Below are 26525 nucleotides of genomic sequence, written 5' to 3'. Positions count from 1 at the left end.
TCATCAAACGGAGGCGTAGTCAGCCTCCGCTTTTCTTTTGAGTCAAGGTAACATTTTTCTTGTGACAAAATGTGTGCAAGGACTTATTTATTCATTTTGTCTCGCAGAATGAACTCACTTCGCTCGGTGTTTTTTATATATGATCCACTATATGTCTAGTTATTCCTTGTATATTGTATTGTTAAACCCGGAGACTAGACATGTTTGCACTCAAACATCTTCCTATTGCATTGAGTTGTGTCCTAGCGGCACAAGCGAATGCAAGTATGAATATCCAGCCTGATCCGCAAAATCCGAATGGTTATGTCATTGCTCGTGGTGACGTTCAAGCTATGGAGCAAAGCAAAACCTCTGACCCTATGTATGCCATTTGGTCACAAGCACTCGAGACGCGTCCTAACTCAGTCGTCGAAGCGATTGTTCCTGGAGCGGCAACCAACCCAGAAAACGTGAAGCGTGTAGAGCGTGTGTTCCCTGAAAGTGAGTGGGACTTCCTGACTCAAATGGCAGCACCTGAATACACTTACACGCGTTTCCTACGTGCGATTGGTAAATTCCCAGCATTCTGTGGTGAGTACACTGATGGCCGTGATTCGGATGCGATTTGTAAAAAATCGATCGTGACAGCCTTTGCTCACTTTGCGCAGGAAACCGGTGGTCATATTTCGATTGATAACGTATCGGATAACCCTCTTGGATTGGAAGAGTGGCAGCAAGCTTTGGTTCACGTACGTGAAATGGGCTGGTCAGAAGGTCAAGAAGGTTACACGACAGGTTGTGGTCAGAATGACTGGCAAAACAAACGTTGGCCATGTGAACCGGGACAAGGTTACTTTGGACGTGGTGCTAAACAGCTTTCTTACCACTTTAACTATGGCGCGTTCTCTGAAGTGATGTTTGATGGCGATGCATCCGTATTACTGAAAAATCCAGGTTTGGTTGCGGATTCGTGGCTGAACTTGGCATCGGCCATCTGGTTCTTCCTAACCCCACAAGCACCTAAACCAGCAATGCTACATGTGATTGACCGGACTTGGGTTCCTTCACAACGGGAACTTGATGCAGGCATTGGTTACGGTTTCGGCACCACTATCAACGTGATCAATGGTGGTATTGAGTGTGGTGAGCAAAACAAGGATAAAGGTCAGCCTGTTAACCGTATCCGTTACTGGGAAGGTTTGGCTGCACACTACCAAATTCCAATTGAAGCTGACGAGAAGAACACTTGTTGGCAGCAAACGCCTTACGGCAGCCTGAACCTAAATGGCGCAACTGACGTGCTTTACACGAATTGGGATGGTAACTGGAAATACTACTCAGATCGCCCTGGAGGCCATTCGTTTGAATGTGAGTTGGTTGGTTTCCAAACGGCTTACTCTGCGCTAGTTACGGGTGATTACGAGAAGTGTGTAACTAACTTCTACCAATCTCATGCGGGTTGGCCTGAAGTTCGTGTGGTTGACAAGTTAGACCCTGTAGATCCGGTCGATCCACCTGTAGGTGGCGTGGCAGCTTGGGATTCAGGCAAAGTCTACAACACTGGTGATCAAGTTTCTTACCAAGGTGCTGTTTACGAAGCGAAATGGTGGTCACAAGGTAATGAGCCAACGAAAGGAGACCCTTGGAAGTTGGTTTCAGGCACTCCTACGGAGCCGCCAACAACGGAACCTGAACCACCTGTGACTGAACCAGAACCGCCAGTCACAGAACCAGAGCCTCCGGTCACTGAGCCAGTGCCACCAGTAACAGGTAGCTTCATTCAGTGGGAGCCAGGCGTAACTCAAGTGGCTAACGGTGATAAAGTGACGTACCAAAACAAATGCTTTGTCGCAAAAAACGGCCCTGGAGTGTGGGAAAGCCCAACGCAGAGCAACTGGTTCTGGGATGAGATTTCCTGCCAATAAATAATTTAACTCTTTATAAAGGCTCTGCTTTTTAGCAGGGTCTTTTTTTATTTGTGTTGTTGCTTATTTGTGGAATCTAAGTTTTCAATAACGGCTTTTTTCTTTTGATTGGGTGTCCATTAAAATTCGCGCGCATTTTTTATCAACATTTTTGAAAAAAGGTATTTGTACATGTCGACAAAACTGGCTAACCCAGCACCGCTAGGTCTGATGGGTTTCGGTATGACCACTATTCTGCTGAACATTCATAACGCAGGATTTTTCCCACTTGACTCTATGATTCTAGCGATGGGCATCTTTTACGGTGGCCTTAGCCAAGTAATCGTTGGCATCATGTGCTTTAAACGCGGCGATACGTTCGGCACAACTGCGTTTACTTCTTACGGTCTATTTTGGCTAACATTGGTTGGTCTAATCGTAATGCCTCACATGGGTCTTCCTGCAAGCCCAGCAAGCTTTATGGGTTGGTACCTAGCACTTTGGGGTATCTTCACTGGTTTCATGTTCATTGGTTCTCTATGTTACCCAACAGCGAAGCAGGTGGTATTTGGTTCTCTAACTATCCTGTTCTTCTTGCTTGCTGCTCGTGATTTCACTGGTAGCGAAGTTATCGGTGCTATCGCTGGCTTCGAAGGTATCTTCTGTGGCGCAAGCGCAATTTACTTCGCAATGGCGCAAGTACTAAACAACGAATTTGGTCGTGAAGTTCTGCCTGTAGGTAAAGCAAAAATCGCTCGTAAAGTTGAAGCAGTCGCAGCTTAAGCGTTAAATCGAACTCATTGAAAAAGCGGACCAATAGGTCCGCTTTTTTATTTCATTGAATTTTATGAATCTTTTGGGCTTTCAAGTAGGAATATTCCGAATAAAACATTGTTGTGACCAAGAGCGAATTTTTTCTTCGAAAATGCTCCATTATTAAACTCCCCTATATAAATAGTTTACAACTGATGAAATATTACCTCTTGAATGTTTTTACGCTCGCTGTCGCGGTGATTTCATTTCCGCTTTTAGCGCAAAATAGTGACCCATTGCCTTCGTGGAACGACGGTCAAACCAAACAAGCAATTATCCAATTTGTCAGTGATGTTACTGACGCTAACTCTCCCAATTTTGTTGCTCCTCAAGATCGTATTGCCACTTTTGATAACGACGGAACGTTATGGTCAGAAAAGCCGATGTACTTCCAAATCTTGTTTGTGCTCGACCAAATTAAAGAGCAAGCGGCTAGCCACCCTGATTGGAAGACGACTAAACCATACTCACTGGTGTTAAGCGGGCAGATAGATAAGCTGAGCTTAGAAGATGTTCTAACCATGGTGCAAAAAACGCATTCAGGAATGAGCAGCGATGAGTTCACGTCTATTGTGCAAGCTTGGATAAGTACGGCTAAGCACCCCGTAACGGGTCGCCCATACACCGATATGGTGTATCAACCAATGTTAGAACTGTTGGACTATCTTGATAGCAACGGCTTTAAAAACTTCATTGTGTCTGGTGGTGGCAATGCCTTTATGCGAGCTTGGGCGACGGATGTCTACAACATCCCATCCGAGCGTATCATTGGTACTCGTCTATCTACAGAGTTCGTTCATGTTGATGGTAGTTACCAAGTTAAGCGCGTACCGGGCATTGAAGTGAATAACGACAAAGCGGAAAAACCGCAGCAAATTTATCAGCACATTGGTAAGCGCCCAATAGCTTCGTTTGGCAACTCAGATGGTGACCTACAAATGCTGCAATGGACGACGTCAGGTACTGGTCCTCGTTTAGCAATGTACGTTCATCACACGGATGACCAACGTGAGTGGAAATATGACCGCACCTCTAGCATTGGTAAGCTAGATAAAGGATTGGATGAAGCGAAAGCGAAAGGTTGGTTAATCGCTGATATGAAAAACGATTGGAAGCAAGTGTATCCTACCAAGTAAGATTTCAAATTTGACTGATATAAAAAGGGGTTAACCAGTGGTTAACCCCTTTGTTGTGTCCGAAGAACGGACCACTGCTTTTTCTTATTTTTAAGGAAAGAAACTTAGGTCGAAGGCTGTTCTACCGTGTCTGTTGCGGTAGTTTCAGTCGTTGGTGCTTGACCCGTTTTACGTTTGTATTTCTCTTCCCAGTAATCTGCACCTTTGATACCTAGCGCAACTGGGTTGAACGTAAACTCTGTGACACCTTGCTTCTGTTGTTCTTCGTAGTCGGTCAGCGCTTTCAGAGCAGGCTTCGACATAAAGAAGATGATCAAGATACCCACGATGTTCAGCCAAGCCATCAAACCTACGCCAACATCACCCATCGCCCATGCTAGGTTTGCGGTTTTTACTGTACCGTAAAACACTGCTGAGATAAGTACCAGTTTTAAGATAAACATCAGACCGTTCACTTTAAAGGTACGGCGAATGTAGGCAATGTTTGTTTCTGCGATGTAGTAGTAAGCCAAGATAGTGGTGAATGCGAAGAAGAACAGTGCAACAGCGATGAACGGTTTACCAACTCCAGGTAGAGCACTTTCAATCGCCATTTGCGTGAATACTGGACCATTCGCACCAATGTCAGCGGGTAGGTTTTGCACAAGGAATGCACCTTCAACCGCACCGTGTACGTTGTACGCCCCTGTGATAAGAATCATAAACGCAGTTGCCGAACATACTAGTAGTGTATCGATGTAGATTGAGAATGATTGAACCAGACCTTGCTGTGCAGGATGATCAACGCTTGCTGCCGCTGCTGCGTGAGGGCCGGTACCTTGGCCTGCTTCATTTGAGTAAACACCACGTTTAACACCCCAACCAATGGCAGCACCAACACCAGCCATAGGAGTGAACGCGTCTCCTAGGATCATGCCGATAATGCGTGGGATTTCACCGATGTTTAGAAGAATGATAACGAAAGCGGTGATGATGTACGCCAATGCCATGAATGGCACAACGATCTGAGTGAAGTTCGCAATACGCTTTACGCCACCAAAGATGATGAAGGCAAGAATGACACAGACAACCGTACCAGTGAAAATTTTAGCAAAACTGAAGGTACCAATAGCGGTTTCGATCATGTCACCAGAGCCAAATGCTGCTTCTACCGCGTTACCAATACTGTTGGATTGAACGCCAGGAAGTAGCACACCACACGCAAAGATGGTCGAGATAGCAAAGATCCATGCGTACCATTTTTGCCCCATTGCTTTTTCGATGTAGTAAGCAGGACCGCCACGGAATTCACCTTCATCTTCTTCTTTGTAGATTTGAGCGAGAGTAGATTCTGCATATGCTGTTGCTGCGCCAAAGAAGGCAACAACCCACATCCAGAATACGGCGCCAGGGCCACCAAACCCGATAGCCGCAGCAACACCGGCAATGTTACCTGTACCTACACGGCCAGATAGCGAAACGGCAAGCGCCTGAAATGATGAGATCCCTTTGGTTGAACTTTTGCCCGAAAGTAGCAAGCGCCACATCTCAAAGAAATGACGAATCTGCACAAAGCGTGTCATGATCGAATAGAACAAACCCGCCCCAAGACACAGGTAGATCAGTACTGGGCTCCAGATAATTCCATTCAGAAAATCAACTAATGACTGCATGAGTATTTTCCCTGTTAGTTGTGTTTGTGGTTATTTTTCAAACAACACATTACCCTTTTTGTAATGTAATTGTTAACTTTTTTGTCTATAAATCGCTTATAGCGTGATGGCGGGCACAGAATGGCTTGGTGTTGTTAAAATTTGGTTCTAGCTGATTATTGTGCGCAATTAGATGGGGAATTTATTGGTTTGATTAAATATGCAGCACGTTGTCATTTTAATGTGCTGCATATTCGATGAGTTAAAAATGCTAACTACTATGCAGTATGTAGAGTAAAGGCCTGTTTGATTTTTGTGCGATTATTTACGCGTAACGAAGTAAGTTGAGCTCTGAGTTCTCCATGATTTTGGCTTTTTCACCTGTCAATATATTGGCCAATAAGTGCCCAGAACCACATGCCATTGTCCACCCTAACGTCCCATGTCCGGTATTAGTAAAGAGGTTGTCGTATGGCGTTGCACCTATGATTGGTGTGCCATCTGGCGTCATTGGGCGAAATCCTGTCCAGAATTCTGCTTGGCTGAAATCTCCGCCGCGAGGGAACAAATCGCGAACCACCATCTCAATCGTGTTTTTTCGCTTTTGTGGCAAGGATGGGTCGAAACCTGCAAGCTCAGCGGTGCCAGCCACTCGTATGCGGTCATCAAATCGAGTCATAGCGACTTTGTAAGTCTCATCCATGACGGTAGAGCGCGGTGCGTATTCTTCATTTTTTATCGGTAGCGTCAGTGAATATCCTTTAACCGGATACACTGGAATATCAATATCGAGCTGCTTTAAAAGCGCAGTGGAAAAGCTACCAGAAGCAACGACAAATTGGTCGGCCTTAAACAAACCGTGGTTCGTTTGGACACCTATGATCTTTTTGCCTACAGTAACCCAATTACTCACTTCGGTATTGAATCTAAACGTGACTCCATGCGCTTTCGCAAGTTCTGTCAGCTGTTGGCAAAACTGAAAGCAGTCACCTGTTTCATCATCAGGCAAATACAACCCGCCTACGATTTTATCTTTGACCAGTGCTAAACCGGGTTCTTGTCGAAGGCACTGTTCAACGTCCATCAACTCAAATCGAGTACCACTTTGCTCAAGCAGCTTGAGGTCTTTTTCGATTGCGGTTAACTGTTGAGTTGTGCGGAACACTTGCAAGGTACCAAACTGGCGTCCTTGGTATTCAATCGCGTGCTCATTACGTAATTGTTCCAAGCAAGTTCGGCTGTGGTTGGCGATAGACAGCATGCGAGCTTTGTTGATTTGATAGCGAGGCAAGGTGCAGTTCGCAACCATCTTGCTTGCCCAACTGATCATGTCTGTGCTTAGCGACGGCTTTATTTTTAGTGGAGCGTGTTCTTCCATCAGCCATTTGATCGCCTTGAGCGGGATACCCGGAGCCGCCCATGGGGATGAGTAGCCATAAGAAATTTGTCCTGCATTGGCAAAGCTTGTTTCCATCGCGCTGCTTGGTTGGCGATCGATGACCGTGACTTGATAGCCTGCTTGAGATAAATACCAAGCAGAGGTTAAACCGATAACACCGCTGCCTAATACGATGACTTCCATTGAGGTACTCCACACATTTATCAGTAGCGGTTAGTTTCTTTTCTTTACCTTTTGTTAACAATCGATATAAATTACATACAGCGTTTAGAAAAACTATAGGCTTAGTGATGAGAAGTAACGTGATAAGTGGTTTATGGTTATTTAACCAAGTAGCGGAACATGCCAGTTTTACAGGCGCTGCTAAGCAACTACACCTTACGACAGGAGCTGTAAGCCAACAAATAATCCACTTAGAAGAGTCGTTAGGTTTTACTCTTTTTGAACGCCACTCTCGAGGGATCCGCCTCACCGAAAAGGGAATACAACTGCAACAAGCCACGCAGTTGCATTTCTCTGAGTTAGGCAAGTTGCTTGATGATCTGAGAGTAGAAAAGCATATCAATGAGGTTCGCTTGAAGCTCACTCCCTCATTCGCCTTTAAGTGGCTAGTTCCTAAACTCGAAAGCTTTCAACTAGAGAACCCAGAAATACAAGTGCAGATCTTTGCGGAAGGAGCGCTAGTCAACAGCGATTTGAAAGACTATGACGTCGCCATTGACTACGGTCTTCACCCTTATCGAGACCACGATGCCGAGTTGATTCTCGATGAACAATTGCTGCCAGTGATGAGTCCTAAATACCTTGAGGATCATCGGTGGCTAAAAACTCCTTTTGGTGATCAAACATCGTCGATGTCTGCGAATCAATGGCAAGCGGCTACGTTGTTGCACGACGCGATGCCGTGGGAAAAAGCGACACGTGACTATGAGTGGTTGTATTGGGCTTCGGCAATGGGATTGGATTTTAAAACCGATGTCGGTCACTTTTTCAATCGAACAGACATGGCGATGTCTGCGGCGGAAGCTGGAGTCGGGATCGCGATGGCACGCATGGCGTTGATTGAGGATGAATTGACGACGAAACGTTTGGTTTCTCCATTCGCCCCCATTCCTGCCAATGCTGGGTATTACTTGATCATGAATACAAGAAGCCAGTCAACTGAGCGATTTAGAGAGTGGCTTTTGAAGCAGATTGAGTCACGACGATGATTTAAGTGTTTAAGAAATAATAAAAATAAATTTCTTAATTACATATTATCTTGAGCCACTTCCCACAAATTATCTTCACTTTATTAACTTCTCTCTCTTACTCATCTTTTTCCATATCATCCTAGAAAATAACTAATGGATAGAGAAAGGCTATGGCTAAAAAAAACTCGCTTATATTGGTCCTAGCTCTATTTTCGGTAGGAGCAAGTGCAATGTTTTGGCCGTTTAAAAAATACGATGTGGAAATGTCACCAGAAGTACGTGGTGTTATTAAGCTTGATGGGAAACCACAAGTTGGGCTAACGGTTCATCGAGAACTTTTTTATGAAGGATATAAAAAAGGAAAAACGCTAAAGGATGAAGCCCAAACCAATGAACTAGGTGAGTTTTTCTTTCCTGGCGTTACTGTTCGGTCGCGAGCTCCCGGAGACATATTTGGCGGGAGTTTGAAGGTGTATCAATATGTCTGCGTTGATTGCGAGTCTGAAAAGAAAGAAGTCTGGGGGGCGTGGGTGCCAACAGAAGGCGCAGACTCATTGAGATGGATGCTGATGAATATTGACTGTGAGTTATCGAACAACAAGCAAATCCACGAGGTTGATATTTCACCAGAAAGCACAAGGCGAACTCCTGTTCATTCTGTATGTGATTGGAATAGCGAGAGAATAAATACATACGAATATGACGAAACTACTGATACCCACGTATTGAAAAAATAAAGAGTAAGGAAAAACAACTAATGAGCACTATTTCTCCATTTATGGCGAGTGAACTATGTAATATTGCATACGAAGTGAAGCACAATCTTGAACGTGTGAAACTGCCAGCTGTTGTTGATAATCACTTTGGTTTTTCGAAAGTAGCGGTAGGTACAAGTGGTGGTTTTTTCTTTCGTCCTGAAACAGGGTTTGCTCTGCTAGGAAAGGGAAAAAGTGAGCGTTATAAAAATGACCTTGTCTTAGCTTTTAGAGGTACAGCTGGATTAGCTGATGGGATTACTGACTTGACGTGTAGTGGGAAAGGAACAGATACCGGAGAGACCGTCCATTCGGGATTCCAAACTACGTTCTATTCTATGAGAAAAGGTCTAACTCGTTTTCTTCGTGATAATCCGGTAACCGCTAACGGTACTATACATTGTGTTGGACACAGTTTAGGTGGCGCATTAGCGACTCTGGTTGCTAATTGGATTTCTGCTTCTCCAGAGTTTAAAGGCAGAGTTAACTTATATACTTTTGGCTCACCAAGAGTCGGAATGAAATCTTTTTCGATCAACTCATCATCTCGGATATCGACGCACTTCCGTTGTGTCAATGGTGCGGACCCCGTAACAAAAGCGCCAGTATGGCCTTTTTATCATGTGCCTTATGATGGTTCGGAGTACATATTGAATCGTGCTCAAGGTCTTTTTCCTAGCGCACATTTTATGGCGGAGTACAGTTCTTATACACAGACTGCAACCTGGGATAGCCTTGGCTTTCAAAAGGCAAGCTCCACTTTTAAACGCGTCGTTTTAAACTATGAGAATCGACTTCAAGCCACACCTTCTGCTGATTGGGCAGATAAAATCTCGGCAGCGCTCCTTACGTTGCTAGTTGATGGTGGTGCTGCGGCGTCAGTCTTTGCCCTGCAAAATGTAGGTTCTGCTATTGCTACTATATATGACGCGATTGCTCGTTCAATCGTCAAAATTTCAGAACTCTCTAGCGAATTTTCTGAACGCGTAAAAGGTTTACTTGGCCACATGTTGGTATTTGCGGGGAAAGGTGCAAATATCGCGATCAAATTTACTTATTCCTTTATTCGTTGGGTGTTTGAATTGGTGCTAAGTAAGTTGAATCAGGCTGTTAAAGCCGCCCTCAAAACGACCTTCTGATTTTGATAAATCCACCTTTGCTTAGGTGTGGTTTATTCTTAAATACGAAAAGTTTCGTACTTGGTTATTACAACAAGTGGCGAGCAAATAGATAAAGTGCTTGGTGAGTCAGATAGAAAACACCGCCTCGATAGCGGCGGTGTTTGATTCTGGATTACTGTCGTTGATAAACCGATTGACCTCTGCTGATGGTTTCTTCCACGTTTAGGTCTTTTAGCGCCTTAGGTTCAATCTTCATCGGGTTGTTATCGAGGATGATTAAATCCGCATTCTTACCGACTTCGATAGAACCTTTATACGACTCCTCAAAGTGTTGGTAAGCCGGCCAAATGGTCATGGCTTGCAGCGCGGTGTACGTGTCAACGCGCTGATCTGCACCCAGTACTTTATCAGTTCTGGTGGTGCGATTGACGGTCGCATCCAATACTCGGAATGAACTTGGCAGCGCCACAGGTGCGTCATGGTGAGTACTGAACTTTAACCCTGCCTTTCTCACCGCTTGAGTTGGTGAAATGAAATCGGCACGAGGATGGCCGAGTACCGAGTCCACATGCCAGTCACCCCAATAAAAAGTATGCATTGGGAATAGAGAAGGGAAGATGCCTTGCGCAGCTAAGCGATCCACTTGGTCTTGGCGCATGGTTTGGCCGTGAATGAGTACAGGTCGGCGGTCTTGCTTTCCTAGCTTTTCATTTGCTTTGGTTACCGCATTGATAAATTGCTCGATCGCCGCGTCACCATTGGCATGCGTCAGCACTTGCCATTCATTTTTAAAGGCCGTTTCTACGTAATCGTAAGCTTGTTTATCTTCGAAAGTTGGGTAGCCAGCGTAGTCTTTATCTTGTCCATGTGGTGGGTGGAAGTAAGGCTGACTTAGCCATGCCGTTTTACCTTGTGGAGAGCCATCAAAGTTCAGCTTTACGCCACCGATGCGGAAATGGTTGGTGTACTCTGGCGTGTTGTATTCCGAGTCCATAAAATCACTGCTCGATACCATATCGGCGTACGCAACCAAGTCGATCATCAGCTTGTCGTTTTTCGACGCGCGTTTCATCGCTTCATAACCTTCTGATGTTGCTCGTCCTTCTTGAGCTGTGGTATAGCCATATTTCGCGTACATACCTTGCGAGGCTTCTAACATGCGATCTTGAAGTTCAGAATCAATCAACTTATTGAGGTTGAACAGCATTGCAAAGTGCGCGTTTTCTTCTAGGACCCCATTGGGTTCTTGGCTGTTTTCCATTCGGCGGATAATGCCACCTTTTGGATCTTCCGATTCTGATGTGATGCCTGCTAGCTCTAACGCTTTACTGTTCGCGACACTCAAATGCCCCGAAGTGTGGATGATCAATACAGGCTTATCTGTGCTGACTTTATCGAGATCCGCTTTGGTAGGGTAGTAATCCAGTTGGGCGTCGTCGTAACCAAAACCTAAAATCCACCCGGTTTTCTCAATGAATAGGCGTTGCGTGTCATTGTTCGCGGAATTTTTTAGAGTTTCGATGATTTTCGCCACGGTATCGGCTTCGCCATCAGGAGATGGTAGTACGTTTGCGACCATGGCTTGTAGACCAACGCCATACACATGACTGTGCGGATCAACAAAGCCAGGCAACATGGTTTTGCCTTTTAAGTCGACCAACTGTGTTTTACCGAACTTGTGTTCCATCGCTCCATCTTTGCTGCCGACATAAATGATTTTCTCGCCTAATGTCGCGACGGCTTCGGCGTACTCTGGCTTATCGCCTGCCATGGTTAGGATGTCGCCACCATAATAAATTTTGTCTGCGGCGGTTACTTTTAGCGGCTCGGCGACGGCTTCTACTTCTTTCGCTTCTTCAGAAAAACACCCCGTTAAAGCAAGCCCAGATAGGGCAATAGGGATCCAGTTTTTGTTCATCGGTCATCTCCATACAGAGTAAGTTTTTTGCCTATTGAGCCCCAGTCTCAATGAGTTTGAGAACGCAATAGGTCAAATTCACTTTAGTTCATATTGAAGGAGGATTATCAACAAGATTAAAGACTTTCAATCAAGCGCACGTTATACCCATCGATGAATATCAAAAATGTTACATTTTTCCATTTCATAAACGATTCTGGACTTAGGCAATGTGACCCATAACGAGGTTCTGTGGTTAAAAAGTCGGCATGATAAGTCCACGATTTATCTCGATGACGCTCAAGGAAGAACATGAAAGACGAAACGCTATCCATCCATTTTGGTTACGAAACTGACCCTACCACTAAATCTGTCGCGACGCCGATTTATCAAACGGTCGCGTACGAGTTTGATAACGCGCAGCACGGCGCTGATCTGTTTAACTTGGAAGTGCTGGGTAATATCTACACTCGCATCATGAATCCGACTAACGATGTTCTGGAAAAACGCATGGCGGCGTTAGAAGGCGGCATTGCTGGATTGGTCGTGAGTGCGGGGAGTGCAGCGATTAACTATGCGGTTCTGACCTTAGCGCAAGCAGGCGATAACATCGTTTCTACGCCGCAACTTTATGGCGGTACTTACACCTTGTTTGCGCATATGCTGCCAAATCAAGGTATTCAAGTGAAGTTTGCCAAAGATGACAAGCCAGAAAGTTTGGCCGAGTTAATTGATGAAAATACCAAAGCGGTGTACTGCGAGAGCATTGGTAACCCTGCGGGTAATATCATTGATTTGGAACGTGTAGCGGAGCTTGCTCACGCACAAGGCGTACCTGTGATTGTGGATAACACCGTCGCGACACCAGTACTGTGCAAACCCATCGAATTCGGTGCGGATATCGTAGTTCACTCTCTCACTAAATACGTTGGTGGGCATGGCACCACATTAGGTGGCGTGATTGTGGATTCCGGTAAATTCCCTTGGGCGCAGCACAAAGACCGCTTTCCAGTTTTCAACCAACCAGAACCTTCTTACCACGGAGTCGTGTATACCGAAGCGTTTGGTGAGGCGGCATTTATCGGGCGTGCGCGTACCGTACCATTGCGTAATACCGGATCGGCATTATCACCGATGAATGCATTTATGCTTATGCAAGGGCTAGAAACGTTACCGCTGCGTATGGAGCGCCATACCGAGAACACTCTCAAAGTGGCTGAGTTCTTGGAACAGCATGACAAAGTCAGTTGGGTGAGTTATGCCGGCTTGCCAAGTTCAGCACACTTCAACCTCGCCGAAAAATACATGAAAGGTAAGCCTTCTGCGATTTTGTCGTTTGGTTTAAAAGACGGTTATGAAGCAGGTGTGCGCTTTTATGATGCTCTGAAAATCTTTAAGCGTTTGGTGAACATTGGCGATGCAAAATCATTGGCTTGCCATCCAGCATCGACGACTCATCGTCAGTTGAGCGAAGCAGAACAAAAACAAGCTGGTGTGTCACCAGAGATGATTCGGTTATCTGTGGGTATTGAGCATATTGACGATATCCTAGCCGATTTAGAACAGGCACTAAACGCGTAAAACGATTCTTTTTGTAGCTTTTAGTTACCTATAGGCCAGCCTTTAAAAAAGCTGGTCCGTTTTTTTTTATTGTTTAAATATCAAAGGTTTTAGTGTTTTTGGGTTGTGGTATTCCAAAAGCTCATGGTGGGTGAAATTTATTCCCTTGTTGCATTTGGGTTTGTTCCTGATGATGTGTGCAAATCTTACACATTGGAAGGGACTCAAATGTCTTACGTATTTCACCGTCATTGCCATGCCACGCTGCCAATCATCGATAAAGGTGAAGGTGTTTATCTATTCGATAAACAAGGAAAACAGTACCTCGATGCTTGTGGCGGCGCTGCGGTATCAAACCTTGGCCACAGTCATCAAGCCGTTAAAAAAGCCATGTTGGAACAGCTCGAGCGAGTGCCGTTTGCTCATACTGGATTTTTTACTAGTGACAGCAGTGAGCGACTAGCGGAATTGATTTGTCAGCATATGTCTGAGCAGTTCAACCATGTGTATTTAGTCAGTGGCGGATCAGAAGCGGTGGAGTCGGCACTAAAAATGGCGCGGCAGTATTTTGTGGAATCAGGTAAGCCAGAGAAGAAGCAATTCATCGCGCGTCAGCAAAGTTATCACGGCAATACGTTGGGGGCTCTGGCGGTCGGTGGTAATGAATGGCGACGTGAACCGTTCAAACCTATCTTACATCCGAGTCATCACATTGCCCCTTGCTATGCTTATCGTTATCAGCAGAGTCATGAGTCTGAATTGGGTTACTCATTGCGAGCGGCGAATGAACTAGAGGCAAAAATTCTTGAGTTGGGGGCTGATAATGTCATGGCTTTTGTCGCCGAGCCTATTGTGGGAGCCACCGCTGGAGCTGTGCCTGCAACTCAAGGTTACTTCAAACGTATTCGCGAAATATGCGACCAATACGATGTGTTATTGATCTTGGATGAAGTCATGTGTGGCGTTGGGCGAAGTGGCAGTTTTTTTGCGTTTGAGCAAGAAGAGGCAGAGCCCGATCTGGTTTGTATGGCTAAAGGGCTTGGTGCGGGTTATCAACCTATTGGCGCGGTGGTTGCGAATGATCGAGTCTATCAAGCTATTGCCGATGGAAGCGGTTTTTTCCAACATGGTCATACCTTTATGGCGCACCCTGTGGCGTGCGCTGCTGCCGTGGCAACAATTGAAACCATCTTCCAAGATGATTTATTAACGGCGGTGAATCAGCAAAGTGCTTTGCTGCGTAATGAGCTTACTTCTGCATTGGCCCATTTACCGTACATTGGCGACATTCGTGGTAAAGGCTTGTTTTTTGGCATTGAGCTGGTGGCGGATAAAGAAAGCAAGGCGCCTCTGAGTAAAGCCACATTGGCAGACAAACGCATCAAACAGCGAGCAATGGAAAATGGCTTAATGTGCTACCCTATGGGCGGAACGATTGATGGCGTTAATGGACACCATATTTTGCTCGCACCGCCATTCATTATTCAGTCTCATCATATTGATGAACTAGTCGGTAAACTCTCACTGACGTTAAAAGAGGTGGCGGAGACATGGAAGTAGCAAACCAATATTTGCGAGAACCTATCGCCATTATCGTGGCCCCAAACGGTGCTAGAAAAACTAAGTACGATCACGCCAACTTACCCATGACAAAAGACGAACTGGTTGCAGAGGCTATTGCTTGTCAAACGGCAGGGGCTGCCATGATCCATTTGCATGCTAGAGACGCCAACGGACGTCATTCATTAGACATCGACGACAACATGGTAATTTACCATGCCGTGAAAGAAGCGGTGGGAGAAACCATGATGGTTCAGCTCACCACAGAAGCGGTGGGTTTATATTCTCCGCCACAACAGCGGGCGTTAGTCAAAGCTGTGAAACCTGAAGCGGCTTCTTTCGCATTGAGGGAGTTAATCCCCGATCGCGCAAGTGAGAAAGAAGGGCATGCCTTTTTCCATTGGTTGGCAGAGAACAGCATCGTGAGCCAAATTATTTTCTACGATACAACCGACATTGAACGTTATTTCCAACTACGCGATGCGGGCGTGTTACCTAAAACGTATCAGCATGCATTAGTGGTGTTAGGGCGTTATCACCAAGCTCAACAGTCTTCGCCATGGGATTTACGAGGTTTGAATTTGGCGCGTTTTGACGAGGAAGAAATTCGATGTGCCATTTGTGCTTTTGGCGCGCGAGAGCAAGACTGCTTAGCGAGTGCGATGTTACTTGGATTCGATGTGAGAGTTGGGTTTGAGAATAACCACTTCGATGTGGCAGGCGAATTAGCAATCAGTAACGCGGATCAGGTGGAGGCTCTACGCGATGTGGCGCATCGCTTCGCGATTCCTTTACACAGTGCGCAAAGTTTGCGTTCAGTTTTAAAGTGAATCTGTTTGAAGCCAGGAAAATAAAGAAGAACGGAAAGCAAAAAGGCTCCATCGGAGCCTTTTCGGTATTTGTCGTTAGTTTTCGGTTTGCACTGCGGGTTGGCGAGCTGGGTGTTTGATAAACACCGCCACAATAGCTGCAATTGCCAGCGCGAAACAGTAGTAAGAGTTGGCAACCACTTCTAATGGAGAAAGGTTAAATACTGAGCCTAGCAACAATACTTGCGCGCCGTAAGGCAAAATGCCTTGTACCACGCACGAGAAAATATCCAACAAGCTTGCTGAGCGACGAGGAGAGACATTGTTCTCTTCCGCCAACTGGCGCGCCACGCTACCTGATACGATGATGGCGACCGTATTGTTTGCCGTGCAACCATTCACCATAGAAACCAAGCCCGCGATACCTAGCTCACTTGCGCGGCTGTTCGCGTGTTTTGAATGGCTAGAGCCAAACGCGTGGATCATGCTGCTCACTAAGTTGGTTAGGAAAGCAAGACCGCCTTGACGACGCATCAACTCACTCAGACCACCAATCAGCATCGATAGTAGGAAGATTTCCTGCATGTTGCCAAAACCGCTGTACACGTCTTGTGCTAGGTTCGTTAGACCGTAGTCGTCAATCGAAACCAAGCTTACGCCACCCGCCAATAAAATACCGATAGTCAGTACAACAAATACGTTAAGCCCTGAAACCGCCAAAATCAAAATGGTGACGTACGGTAGCACTTTTAACCATTCAATTGGGCCAGTCTCTGGCACTTGAGTCGCAGTGCTGTTGAACGCAAAAATACCCATAGCAACCAGTGCTGCAGGCAGTGCAATGCGGATGTTCTCTTTGAACTTGTCCTTCATTTCACAGCCCTGAGAGCGTGTTGCCGCGATGGTGGTGTCAGAGATGATAGAAAGGTTATCACCAAACATCGCGCCGCTGAGCACAACACCAGCGGTTAATGGCAAGCTCATACCTGCAGATTGAGCAATGCCCAAAGCCACAGGTGCAACGGCAGCGATGGTGCCCATCGAAGTGCCCATCGCTGTCGCAATGAAGGCTGAGATCATGAAAATACCAGGCAAAATCATGCTGGTCGGAATGGCAGATAGACCTAAGTTTACGGTAGCATCGACACCGCCAGAAGCCTTTGCAACGGCAGCAAACGCACCTGCAAGCAAGTAGATCATGCACATCGCGATGATGTCTTGATGACCAACACCACGCATAAAATGTTCGATAGAGCGGTTAAGTTTCTCTTTGCTGAGAAGAAACGCAATGATGATGGCTGGTAATACCGCAATTGGTGCTGGCAGCTGGTAGAAGGCAAATTCAACACCTTGCAAAGATAAGTACGTGCCTACGCCAATAAATAGCGCAAGGAATACGATCAATGGGATCAGTGCGACCGCAGACGGTGCAACTGTTTTAGTAGTTTGTTGGGAACCGGACATGTAAACGACAAAGATAATAATAAGAGAAGTGAGCAGACTAATCTCACCGACTTTTATTGTCAACGTCTAGACGTCTAAATGGCTGCGTAATTTTTGTATTTGGATGAAAGAAAAAAGCTCATGGCATCTATCTTACTGATACCATGAGCCTTTATTGAAAGTGCATTTATAGCGACGATTTTGCTTTTTTTCGCTTGAGTAAGCCTAGGAGCATCAATGCGAACACAACCGCGGCGCTCGCCCAGATTGCGTATTTGTAGTGGCTATATAAATGGCTGAGTGCGCTGAGGTGCTCAAATGCAAAATGCGTAAGTAAACTGAACACCAAAACCCAAATGGTGGCAGCGAGTGCGTTGCCGAGTAAAAACTCTCTGCGTGGCATTTTTGCTATCCCACACGCCAGAGGCATAAATTGCTTCATCCCTTCAATAAACCGGCTGACCACCAAACAAGCAGGGCCATATTTTTGAATGGTGATTTGGAGCTTCTGCATTTTAGGGCCAGAGATGTAACCTTTTTTATCTAGCCATCCTTCAAAGTAGTAACCAAGTAAGTAACCACAAGTATTGCCCAAAAAGCAGCTGAGCCAAGATATAACCATAACCATACTCAGATTCATGACTTGTTCTGAGGCCAGAATTGATGCTGCGATCATCAAAGATTGCCCAGGCATGGGAATGCCAATACCTTCAAAAAAGATGCTGACAATAAGCGCAAGGTAACCGTACTGCTCCAGCAGAGGCTTCATGGAGATGAGTAAAGCGTTAATGTGTTCCAAATGCTTTCCTCTAATAAAATCGGAAGGAAATTGGAGTGATACTCCTGTTGTTTTCTCTGGTCAATTCTTGTTTCTCATTCCCGAGAAAAACTGACACACCTCTGATAATTGTGTTTACCTGATGCGCTGTTGTTCTGGATTCCGCTCGCCGTTTGATTCGTGACGGCGAGCGGTCATTACCATGGCTTGGGTCTCAGGCTACTCTTTTGGTGTTGTGAACGCACCGTACAAATCGAGGCGTCGATGGCGCAAGTTCGTTACCGAGCCTTCGGTGTTGAGCTGTTTCAGTTTGGTTAAGTCAACATCGGCAAAGATGATCATTTCCGTATTCGCACTGGCTTCCGTCAATGTGGCGTCGTGGGGGAAATAAATGTCTGAAGGTGAGAACACCGCTGATTGAGCATATTGAATGTCCACGTTGTCCACGCGCGGTAAGTTGCCGACACTGCCGCCAATCGCCACATAACACTCGTTTTCGATCGCGCGAGATTGAGAACAGATCCGCACACGTTGATAGCCGTTTTTGGTATCGGTCCAGAATGGCACAAAAATAATTTGCGCACCTTGTTCGGCGAGCATACGACCCAACTCAGGGAACTCGCTGTCGTAACAAATCAGAATGCCGACTTTACCAGCATCGGTTTCGAACACTTGTACATTATCACCGCCATCAATTACCCAGTCTTTTTGTTCGTGTGGCGTGATGTGGATTTTGTACTGAGCGTTAATTTCCCCATCGCGTTGCAGTAAGTACGCAACGTTGTAGAGCTTGCCATCTTCGATGAGCGGCATACTGCCAGCAATGATATTGATGTTGTAAGTGACCGCCATTTGTGAGAAACGGTTTTTGATCTCTTCTGTAAAGCTAGCAAGAAAGCGAATAGCTTCAACCGAGTTTTGATCGTTTTGCAATCCCATCAACGGAGCGTTGAAGAACTCGGGAAACAAAGCGAAGTCGGCTTTGTAGTTGGCCAGAGAGGAGATAAAAAACTCGGCTTGATCGAGCAAGTCTTCCAAATCGTTCATCGCGCGCATTTGCCACTGCACCACGCCAATACGAATCAAGGTTTTCTCAATGTCGTGAACGGATTGAATGTCTTCCTCGTAGAAAAAATTGTCCCACTCTAGCAACGTGGCGTAGCCTTTTGAGGCGTTATCTTCTGGCAAGTAGCCTCGCATGATGCGTTTAACATCAAAGTCATTCGCAAGCTGGAATGAGAGGATCGGGTCGTGCAATTCGCGGCGTTTTACTTTGTCGATGTACTCTGCAACGCTCAGTTCATCCGCGTATTGGTGGTAATTCGGAATGCGGCCACCGGCTAGTATCGCTTTAAAGTTTTTGCTGCGGCACAACTCTTTGCGCGCGTCGTAAAGACGTCGGCCCAAGCGAAGCCCACGGTAATCAGGGTGAACAAACACATCTAGGCCATACATGGCATCGCCTGTCACTTGGTTCTGAATGACGTTATTTTCGGTGATGATGTCAGTGTACAGGTGAGGAAGTGAAAATCGGTTGTAGTCCACTTTGATCGTCAGCGCTGCGCCGACAATTTTGCCGTTATCCTCAATACAGATTTGTCCATCGGGAAACTGATGAATGAGATCCATGATGGTCAGGCGTGGCCATGAGCCGCCCACATCAGGAAAAACGAGGTCCATTAATTCCGCGAGCTCTGGGTAATCGGTCGGCTCAATGGTACGTAAAGAGAGTCTTGGCGTGTTGCTGTCCATATCCTACTATCCATTTATCCTTTTCAAATAGTATGGATGAGAATGCCATAAATTTAACCATACTTACATTTGAGGCGCGGTAGGTGATAGGCTCTGCACAATCTTCATATTTATACTGGTTTCATATCGGTAGCTTTAGGTATGATGGGTAAGTTTGTCTTTTAACCAGTCATGAAAAAGTGCCACTTTTCTTGACGTTAACCGGAAGTTTGGGATCACCACATAATAGCCATAGCCGCTGTGAAGCTTTAGATTCCCAATATGTTGGATGTCACCACGTAAAATAGAAAATTGCGCCATAAAATCGGGCAGCAAAGCCAAGCCCTTCTCCATTCTCACGGCTTCACACGCCAAATAAAAATGCTCAAACCCGACGGAGTGATAGGTGATTGGGCACTCTAAATCGTTCTCCTGTTTGAATTGCTCCCACAGCTGCGGGCGAGTCGTTTGCGGAATAAATGGGTAATGGCTGATAGCTTGGTTGTCTGACAGTTTTGGTAGGTTGGTGTTGCCAATCAGCAACAAGGTTTCCTCACATAAGAGCTGGCTATATTCATAATGAGTAGAAAGAGGCAAACACCGCACATGCAGATCACTTTCGCCATGAATGTTTTTAACTGCGCCATCTCCGGTAAGAATTTTCACGCGAATATTTGGATGGCGCTGGTGGAAATCATCGATATTTGGCACCAGCCAAAGACTGGCAAATGAGGGTGTGACATCGACAACCAACAGCTCTTGATCAGTATTGGTCTGAATTAGGCTGGCGGTTGCATGCTGAATGAGCTCCAGAGCTTCTGTTATTTGGGGCAAATAGCGCTTTCCTTCCTCTGTTAGCTCCACGCCGTTTAACCCTCGATGAATGAGAGGAAGCCCAACGAGTTGCTCTAAAGATGCCATCTGTTTACTGACCGCTCCTTGTGTTACGCACAGGTCATCGGCGGCTTTAGAAAAGCTGAGATAGTTAGCCACAGCAACAAAAGTCCTCAACGCACGAATGGAAGGGTACTCACTGCCTTTTATCATTCTTTCAATTCCATTGAATTTGCTTAGGCACAGAGTAGAGGATTTGTGCTTTTAAGCAAAGCAAGGCACGACGGATGTGTGATTGGCTTCCTTTCTAATAAACACGCAACGCGATATTTCAATGACTATTTAACAACTCAAGAATATTCACGCTGTGTGTTTTTATTTTGAAAAAACTACAAATTAGCGAGAAGCTTTTTCACTAGTTATATTTATCCTAAATTTATATTGTTTGTGTAAGGTAAATAAATAGCCTGTATTTTGTTTTTTGTACGAGTGTTTTTAGCTAATTGTCAGAATCTTATTAAATTAAAATAGCTTTTCATGAATTTAATATTGGCATTGCTTTTGCAATTTATGACTGGAATTTTCGATAATCAGTTAATTTAGGAGAACGAAATGAAAAGCAATGTTGTTACTCTGGTTGGTCTATTTTCTCTAACAACGTTTAGTACTTTATCTTACGCAGCGGACTCCAAAGATCATGGCGTTTATGTAGGTGCGAACTACGGTTATTTAAAAGTTGATGGACAAGATGATTTCGATGACGACAGCGATGCAATGCAAGCATTGGTGGGTTATCGCTTTAACCGTTACTTAGCGTTGGAAGGTGGCTACATTGATTTTGGTAGCTATGGTAACAACTTGGCTAATGCAGAGACGGATGGTTATACCGCAGCATTGAAAGTGACGGCTCCAATCACCGATAGAGTGGATGTGTACGCGAAAGGTGGCCAAATGTGGTATTCGACAGACTATAACGTTGCTGGATTCCATGGAAACAAAGATGACGAAGGGGTATTTGCTGGTGCTGGTGTAGGTTTTAAAGTAACAGATAACTTTTTAGTTAACGCAGAATACACTTGGTACGATGTGGAACTGAATGCAGAAAATGTATTTGATGGTGCGAATACAAATACAGACTTTAAACAAGCATCTTTAGGTGTGGAATATAGATTCTAATATTGCTAATAATTCTAAGCCATAATAAAAATGCGAAGCTTAAATAGCTTCGCATTTTTTGTTGTGTTATATGAATCGACCTGAAATTCGTAGTAAGGTCAAAATTGAAGAGACTATTTTACTCACCCGATCTGTTGCTAATGAAGCAAGAGCACCACCTAAACTATGACCTACGCAGTGTATTAACTTTGGTGCTTTTATGTTCTTTTTCGAATAACCAGCGATGTATGCTGCAACTTTATTGTATTGAAGAGATCTACAAAACCTGCATGTGCTCTGTAACCGGATGAGGTACCTGATATCCCAAAAGCTTAGAGAACTTTAAATTGAAAAGTATATAGTAAGTACACACTTTCTACCTTTTAGTGAGTACTTTTGAATTCTCATGTGTGGTTGGTGTTGTACTTATGAGCATATAGTCTGCGACTTAATACTCAACGAGTTTTTAAATTAGCATAGGTTGTAAAGTTACGCAGTAATGCTTGTGATAAGTTATCAGGTAGCATGAGTGCCTGAGAAAAGAAGGCAATATGATTGTTGATACAAAAAAGGCCACCCGAAGGTGGCCTTTTCCAAACGTTTGGTGGAGCTGGCGGGAGTTGAACCCGCGTCCGAAAACCTTTCATCATTGGTACTACATGCTTAGTCGATCTTTAAATTCACCATCCACCTGCGAACCGACACGCTAATGAATGACTATCCTGAATTATAATTCGCCGTTCATCTCTCAGGCGGGAGAATCCGGGCTAGCGCGTTTGGGTTTGATCTCTCGTTATTCCCCGTCTTACGTGCGGAAGCTAGGGCGAGAGAGCTCTGAGCAGGGTATTAAGCTGCTAGTGCGTAGTTTTCGTCGTTTGCGACTATTTTTTTGCGGTTTGTTAACGAGGCCTACCGCACCTCGGCATGCACCTCAGACTTCTGAATTCCCGTCGAATCCTAAATCAGCCCCAAGGTATGATTCGCATAGTAACAGAAAAGACTTAGCTGTCCAGCACTATGCGTTTAAGTGGTCAAGATTAACGCAGTGCGCTCTTCATTACGCGTGCTTTTTCTCTTGCCCAGTCTTTTTCTTTAAGATCTGTACGTTTATCGTGAAGCTTTTTACCTTTTGCTACACCTATTTTTATCTTCACCCAAGAGCGAGACCAGTACAGAGAGAGTGCCGTAAGTGTCATACCTTCACGGTTAATGCGACCGAGTAGGTTGTCAAGTTCACGACGACTCATAAGTAGTTTGCGCACACGAGTAGGGTTCGCCACTACGTGTGTCGATGCCTGATTTAAAGGAGTGATTGTCATGCCACTCACAAAGGCTTCACCGTCACGCATGAATACGTAACTTTCAGAAATATTGGCTTTACCTTGGCGAAGGGCTTTCACTTCCCAACCTTGGAGCTCCAAGCCAGCTTCGATTTCATCTTCGATGAAAAACTCGTGGCGAGCTTTTTTGTTCAGCGCGATAGTGTTACTACCCGCTTTTTGTTTTGATTTTTTCTTTGCCATAATGGCGTCATTATACGGGTTGGATATCGGATAGGAAATCCTTTTATTTGCGCAATCGTGGAATAAAAGTAAAATTGTCGCGAGCTTTAAATCTGTACATGTATCGATAGGAGTATGTATGAAGCAAGTCAGCCGTTCTGCGTTGGTATCTTTTAGTGCAGAACAGATGTTTAATCTGGTCAATGATGTTGCTAAATACCCTGAATTTTTGCCTGGTTGTTCGGGCTCTCGAATTATTGAGTCTTCGGGTAATGGCATGGTCGCTTCTGTCGATGTTGCGAAAGCGGGCATCAGTAAAACGTTCACTACGTCCAATGAGCTTATTCCTGGCCAAGCTATTATGATGAACTTGGTTGATGGTCCGTTTAAAACGCTCCGAGGTGGTTGGATTTTTACTGCGTTGGATGAGCAGGCATGTAAGGTTGAACTTAAGCTTGAGTTTGAGTTTTCGAGCAAAATGATTGAAATGGCGTTCGGCAAGATTTTTAACGAGCTAACTAGCAATATGGTTAATGCATTTACCAAACGCGCGAAACAGGTGTACGAGTGTTATGAGTATTGAGTCAGACATGATTCACGTTGAGGTCGTGTATGCATTGCCTCATGAGCAACGCGTGTTTAACTTAGTTGTGAATAACCACGCGACGGTTGAAGAGATCATTCGTCAGTCGGGTGTCTTGGAATTGTATCCAGAAATTGATTTAGCAAAAAACAAAGTAGGTGTGTTTAGTCGTAATGTAAAACTAGACGCGACCGTACGTAATAAAGACCGCATTGAAATCTATCGCCCTTTATTGGCAGATCCAAAAGAGATTCGTCGTAAGCGAGCAGAGCAAGCAAAAGCGGCTGGGAATGCCGATCCAGTGACTGGTGGCAAGCCAAATGCTCTGCGCAAGTAAGCAGAATAAGCGATATTTTAGATGATAAAAAACCTCCCAAGTGGGAGGTTTTTTTGCATAAAGGTTTTATGATGCCAATCGATGTAATGACAGGATTGGTTTATTGGATCTGTTCGTAAAACGCGTCACTTTTCGGGAAGTCACCGCTGATATCGGCCAGCGTTCCTTGGTCATTAAAGTTTACGACAAGATCTTTCTGTACTGGGTCACCGTGGCCTGGCGTGTGATGGTAGATATAATACCAAGTGTTAGGATAGCCATTTTCGATAAGCATTGGCGATCCAAGTACGAAGCGAACCTGTGCTTTAGTCATCCCAAACTTTAATTTATCAACCGCACTTTGTTCTACATAGTTGCCTTGGTTGATATCAATACGATAAACCAGTTTTTCCAATACCGAACATCCTGTCAGCAATGTCATTGCTAATGGTACGGCAACTAACCACTTCTTTAATTGCATAATAATTTCTTAGTAACCTTTAAAATACTGCGCTGATAATAAACAAGCTCGACGCAGATGTAAAAAGCTATGCGTCGCATGGTAGGGAATCTGACAACGAATTTTGAGTTGAGTTGCATTTATTGGCAGATATTAAGGGGTGATAGGGAGCCCAATAGTGTTTTCGTTAGCCGAGTCACTGAAGTGATTAATATGAAAAGAGTCATCAACTGGATTGCCGATGACTCTGTGTCATAGGGTTAGGCGGCGATAAGGAGCTCTTTCGCGTTAGCTAATGTTGAATCAGTGATTTGGCTACCACCGAGTAAACGAGCCAGTTCTGCCACACGTTGTTCTTCATCTAGTGCGCGCATTTGTGTTTCCGTTTGACCGCCTTTGGTGTGTTTTGCGACAAACATTTGTTGGTGGCCACAACCGGCTACTTGCGGTAAGTGTGTGACACACATGACTTGAGTCGATTCTCCAAGCTTGCGTAGCATTTTGCCTACTACCGCAGCTGTTGGGCCACTAATACCCACGTCCACCTCATCGAAGATTAAACTTGGTGTGTCTACTTTTTGAGCAGTGATCACTTGGATCGCTAACGAGATACGGGACAACTCACCACCTGACGCAACTTTCGCAATTGGTTGCAAAGGTTGACCCGGGTTAGTGGAGACCAAGAAGCACACACTGTCCATCCCCAATGGCGACGGATGTGTGTTTTCGTTGTTTACTTCAATACTGAAGACGGCTTTTTCCATGCTCAGTTCGTGCATGCTTTGTGTGATCAGCTTGTTCAGTTCTTTTGCGTAACGGCTGCGTGATTTATGCAGCTTTTCCGCTTGAGTCAGGAAGCTTTGGTATTTCTGTTCCACTTCTTGAGCTAATTCATCCAGACGTTCATCAGAGCAATCCAATGCTTCGATTTGTGCTAGAAGGTCTTGGTGATGTTGGTATAACTCATCAGGCATAACATGATGCTTACGAGCCATCGACATCACTTTAGAAAAACGCTCTTCGACATAAGCCATACGACCTGGATCGACATCGATGCCATCCAAGTAGTTACGAAGTTCGTTTTTGGTTTCTTCTAGCTGGATCATCGCGTCAGCCAGCATATTTGGTAGCTCGGCTAATTTCTCATCTAATTCCGCTAATTGAATTAGGGAGTGATTGGCCGATTGCAAAATACCAAGCGCATTGACTTCTTCACCTTCGTAAATAAGTTCGAGGGCTTGCTGACAGGTAGCGGCGAGTTCACCGCTATTGGACAGTCGTTTGTGCTCTTGCTCGAGTTCTGCGAATTCTTCTTCACCTAGCGATAACTCATTCAGTTCTTTGATTTGGTATTCAAGCAACTGTTTTTGCGCCTGATTCTGCTGGCTATTTTCCTTGAGTTGCTTGAGGCTATTGTCTGCCTGACGCCAATGTTGGTACGCACTGCGTGTGCTCTTTAATAGATTTAAGTGTCCGGCATATTGGTCCAACATCGCCATTTGGTATTCGCTTTTCATCAGTTGATGATGCGCGTGTTGTCCATGGATGTTAATTAACAGCTGCCCAAGAGATTTTAATTGTGAAAGTGGTACTGGGCTGCCGTTGATGAAGGCTCTTGAACGGCCTTCTTTAGTTATGATGCGACGCAAGATACATTCAGTGCCATCCAGCAGATCGTTGTCTTCTAGCCAACGCGTTGCATGTAGGTTGTTGTCCAGTAAAAAGGCGGCACTGACTTCGGTTTTCTCTTCACCTTGACGCACCATACCTGCATCGGCACGTCCGCCTAGGCACAGACCTAACGCATCAATCGCAATAGATTTACCAGCGCCTGTTTCACCTGTAATGGTGGTCATGCCCTTAGAAAGCTCGAGTTGTAAAGACTTAACAATCGCAAAATTATTAACACTTAGATGAGCCAGCATTTTTATTTACCTGTATAACTGAACAATACTGTATATGAGAA

Annotated in this window: 23 protein-coding genes and 1 other RNA gene; 12 read left to right on the top strand and 12 right to left on the bottom strand. The window is 45.0% G+C overall.

The window, feature by feature from the left end:
• Positions 1 to 200: 200 nt before the first annotated feature.
• From UF05_RS16255 to UF05_RS16245, 3 genes are all read left to right on the top strand, one after another.
• The gene (locus UF05_RS16255) at positions 201 to 1904 is read left to right on the top strand and encodes a chitinase (RefSeq protein WP_029865746.1); all 1704 of its coding nucleotides are present in this window, start codon (positions 201 to 203) and stop codon (positions 1902 to 1904) included.
• Positions 1905 to 2075: 171 nt separating this feature from the next.
• Positions 2076 to 2666, top strand: a complete 591-nt coding sequence (locus tag UF05_RS16250) for an acetate uptake transporter (protein WP_005460258.1) — start codon at positions 2076 to 2078, stop codon at positions 2664 to 2666.
• A 185-nt stretch (positions 2667 to 2851) separates the two neighbouring features.
• Positions 2852 to 3832: an HAD family hydrolase gene (locus tag UF05_RS16245; RefSeq protein ID WP_045545497.1), complete on the top strand. Its 981-nt coding sequence runs from the start codon at positions 2852 to 2854 to the stop codon at positions 3830 to 3832.
• A 104-nt stretch (positions 3833 to 3936) separates the two neighbouring features.
• Here UF05_RS16245 and UF05_RS16240 read toward each other — a convergent pair whose 3' ends face one another.
• Together UF05_RS16240 and UF05_RS16235 are read right to left on the bottom strand one after the other, a co-directional pair.
• Positions 3937 to 5484 carry an alanine/glycine:cation symporter family protein gene (locus UF05_RS16240; protein WP_005464242.1) on the bottom strand — a complete coding sequence of 516 codons (1548 nt, stop codon included), beginning with the start codon at positions 5482 to 5484 and terminating at the stop codon, positions 3937 to 3939.
• 304 nt (positions 5485 to 5788) lie between these two features.
• Positions 5789 to 7045 carry a D-amino acid dehydrogenase gene (locus UF05_RS16235; RefSeq protein ID WP_045545496.1) on the bottom strand — a complete coding sequence of 419 codons (1257 nt, stop codon included), beginning with the start codon at positions 7043 to 7045 and terminating at the stop codon, positions 5789 to 5791.
• Between the two features lie 107 nt (positions 7046 to 7152).
• Between UF05_RS16235 and UF05_RS16230 the strand changes: the two genes are divergently transcribed.
• The 3 genes from UF05_RS16230 to UF05_RS16220 all read left to right on the top strand — a co-directional run bounded on the left by UF05_RS16230 (position 7153) and on the right by UF05_RS16220 (position 9949).
• Positions 7153 to 8073 carry a LysR family transcriptional regulator gene (locus UF05_RS16230; protein WP_045545495.1) on the top strand — a complete coding sequence of 307 codons (921 nt, stop codon included), beginning with the start codon at positions 7153 to 7155 and terminating at the stop codon, positions 8071 to 8073.
• Positions 8074 to 8225: 152 nt separating this feature from the next.
• Positions 8226 to 8792, top strand: coding sequence for a DUF6795 domain-containing protein (locus UF05_RS16225; protein WP_017448840.1), 567 nt, complete (start codon positions 8226 to 8228; stop codon positions 8790 to 8792).
• Between the two features lie 20 nt (positions 8793 to 8812).
• On the top strand, positions 8813 to 9949 hold the full coding sequence (locus tag UF05_RS16220; protein WP_005464246.1) for a lipase family protein: 1137 nt from the start codon (positions 8813 to 8815) through the stop codon (positions 9947 to 9949).
• A 154-nt stretch (positions 9950 to 10103) separates the two neighbouring features.
• Here UF05_RS16220 and UF05_RS16215 read toward each other — a convergent pair whose 3' ends face one another.
• Positions 10104 to 11849 carry an amidohydrolase gene (locus UF05_RS16215; RefSeq protein WP_045545494.1) on the bottom strand — a complete coding sequence of 582 codons (1746 nt, stop codon included), beginning with the start codon at positions 11847 to 11849 and terminating at the stop codon, positions 10104 to 10106.
• A gap of 291 nt (positions 11850 to 12140) precedes the next feature.
• On the opposite strand from UF05_RS16215, the gene UF05_RS16210 reads away from it, so the two are divergent.
• From UF05_RS16210 to UF05_RS16200, 3 genes are all read left to right on the top strand, one after another.
• Complete coding sequence (locus UF05_RS16210) at positions 12141 to 13409, top strand: O-acetylhomoserine aminocarboxypropyltransferase/cysteine synthase family protein (protein ID WP_045545493.1); 1269 nt, start codon at positions 12141 to 12143, stop codon at positions 13407 to 13409.
• A 207-nt stretch (positions 13410 to 13616) separates the two neighbouring features.
• Positions 13617 to 14948: an aspartate aminotransferase family protein gene (locus UF05_RS16205; protein ID WP_045545507.1), complete on the top strand. Its 1332-nt coding sequence runs from the start codon at positions 13617 to 13619 to the stop codon at positions 14946 to 14948.
• Positions 14939 to 15778: a 3-keto-5-aminohexanoate cleavage protein gene (locus UF05_RS16200; RefSeq protein ID WP_045545492.1), complete on the top strand. Its 840-nt coding sequence runs from the start codon at positions 14939 to 14941 to the stop codon at positions 15776 to 15778. The genes UF05_RS16205 and UF05_RS16200 overlap by 10 nt, the downstream gene beginning before the upstream one ends.
• A gap of 75 nt (positions 15779 to 15853) precedes the next feature.
• On the opposite strand, the gene UF05_RS16195 is transcribed toward UF05_RS16200, so the two are convergent.
• The 4 genes from UF05_RS16195 to UF05_RS16180 all read right to left on the bottom strand — a co-directional run bounded on the left by UF05_RS16195 (position 15854) and on the right by UF05_RS16180 (position 20756).
• Complete coding sequence (locus UF05_RS16195; RefSeq protein WP_005464256.1) at positions 15854 to 17221, bottom strand: Na+/H+ antiporter NhaC family protein; 1368 nt, start codon at positions 17219 to 17221, stop codon at positions 15854 to 15856.
• A 166-nt stretch (positions 17222 to 17387) separates the two neighbouring features.
• Positions 17388 to 17975, bottom strand: a complete 588-nt coding sequence (locus UF05_RS16190; RefSeq protein ID WP_031791282.1) for a DedA family protein — start codon at positions 17973 to 17975, stop codon at positions 17388 to 17390.
• Positions 17976 to 18197: 222 nt separating this feature from the next.
• Positions 18198 to 19730 (bottom strand): bifunctional GNAT family N-acetyltransferase/carbon-nitrogen hydrolase family protein, encoded by a 1533-nt coding sequence (locus UF05_RS16185; RefSeq protein WP_005464264.1) that lies wholly within the window; start codon positions 19728 to 19730, stop codon positions 18198 to 18200.
• Between the two features lie 135 nt (positions 19731 to 19865).
• Positions 19866 to 20756, bottom strand: a complete 891-nt coding sequence (locus UF05_RS16180; protein WP_024699669.1) for a LysR family transcriptional regulator — start codon at positions 20754 to 20756, stop codon at positions 19866 to 19868.
• 399 nt (positions 20757 to 21155) lie between these two features.
• Here UF05_RS16180 and UF05_RS16175 point away from each other — a divergent pair, with 399 nt between their 5' ends.
• Entirely contained in the window at positions 21156 to 21719 is a 564-nt protein-coding gene (locus UF05_RS16175; RefSeq protein ID WP_005483028.1) for a porin family protein, read from the top strand.
• A 66-nt stretch (positions 21720 to 21785) separates the two neighbouring features.
• Here the strand turns inward: UF05_RS16175 and UF05_RS26580 are convergent, their stop codons facing one another.
• The 3 genes from UF05_RS26580 to smpB form a co-directional block, all read right to left on the bottom strand.
• Entirely contained in the window at positions 21786 to 21902 is a 117-nt protein-coding gene (locus UF05_RS26580) for a lipase family protein (RefSeq protein WP_231583882.1), read from the bottom strand.
• A gap of 398 nt (positions 21903 to 22300) precedes the next feature.
• Positions 22301 to 22668, bottom strand: a transfer-messenger RNA (tmRNA) gene (ssrA, locus tag UF05_RS24875).
• 67 nt (positions 22669 to 22735) lie between these two features.
• A complete protein-coding gene (gene smpB, locus UF05_RS16170) occupies positions 22736 to 23221 on the bottom strand; it encodes an SsrA-binding protein SmpB (protein ID WP_029830164.1) in 486 nt (161 codons plus the stop codon).
• 118 nt (positions 23222 to 23339) lie between these two features.
• Between smpB and UF05_RS16165 the strand changes: the two genes are divergently transcribed.
• Together UF05_RS16165 and UF05_RS16160 are read left to right on the top strand one after the other, a co-directional pair.
• Positions 23340 to 23783 carry an SRPBCC family protein gene (locus UF05_RS16165; protein ID WP_005381641.1) on the top strand — a complete coding sequence of 148 codons (444 nt, stop codon included), beginning with the start codon at positions 23340 to 23342 and terminating at the stop codon, positions 23781 to 23783.
• The gene (locus UF05_RS16160) at positions 23773 to 24120 is read left to right on the top strand and encodes an RnfH family protein (RefSeq protein WP_031858987.1); all 348 of its coding nucleotides are present in this window, start codon (positions 23773 to 23775) and stop codon (positions 24118 to 24120) included. The genes UF05_RS16165 and UF05_RS16160 overlap by 11 nt, the downstream gene beginning before the upstream one ends.
• Before the next feature lie 100 nt (positions 24121 to 24220).
• Here UF05_RS16160 and bamE read toward each other — a convergent pair whose 3' ends face one another.
• Together bamE and recN are read right to left on the bottom strand one after the other, a co-directional pair.
• Positions 24221 to 24580, bottom strand: coding sequence for an outer membrane protein assembly factor BamE (gene bamE / locus UF05_RS16155; protein ID WP_005455981.1), 360 nt, complete (start codon positions 24578 to 24580; stop codon positions 24221 to 24223).
• 239 nt (positions 24581 to 24819) lie between these two features.
• On the bottom strand, positions 24820 to 26484 hold the full coding sequence (gene recN, locus UF05_RS16150) for a DNA repair protein RecN (RefSeq protein WP_045545491.1): 1665 nt from the start codon (positions 26482 to 26484) through the stop codon (positions 24820 to 24822).
• Positions 26485 to 26525 lie beyond the last annotated feature (41 nt).

Source organism: Vibrio sp. S457-15 (assembly GCF_000960545.1).
GTDB lineage: Bacteria > Pseudomonadota > Gammaproteobacteria > Enterobacterales > Vibrionaceae > Vibrio > Vibrio parahaemolyticus.
This window is presented reverse-complemented; position numbering and strand designations above follow the sequence as displayed.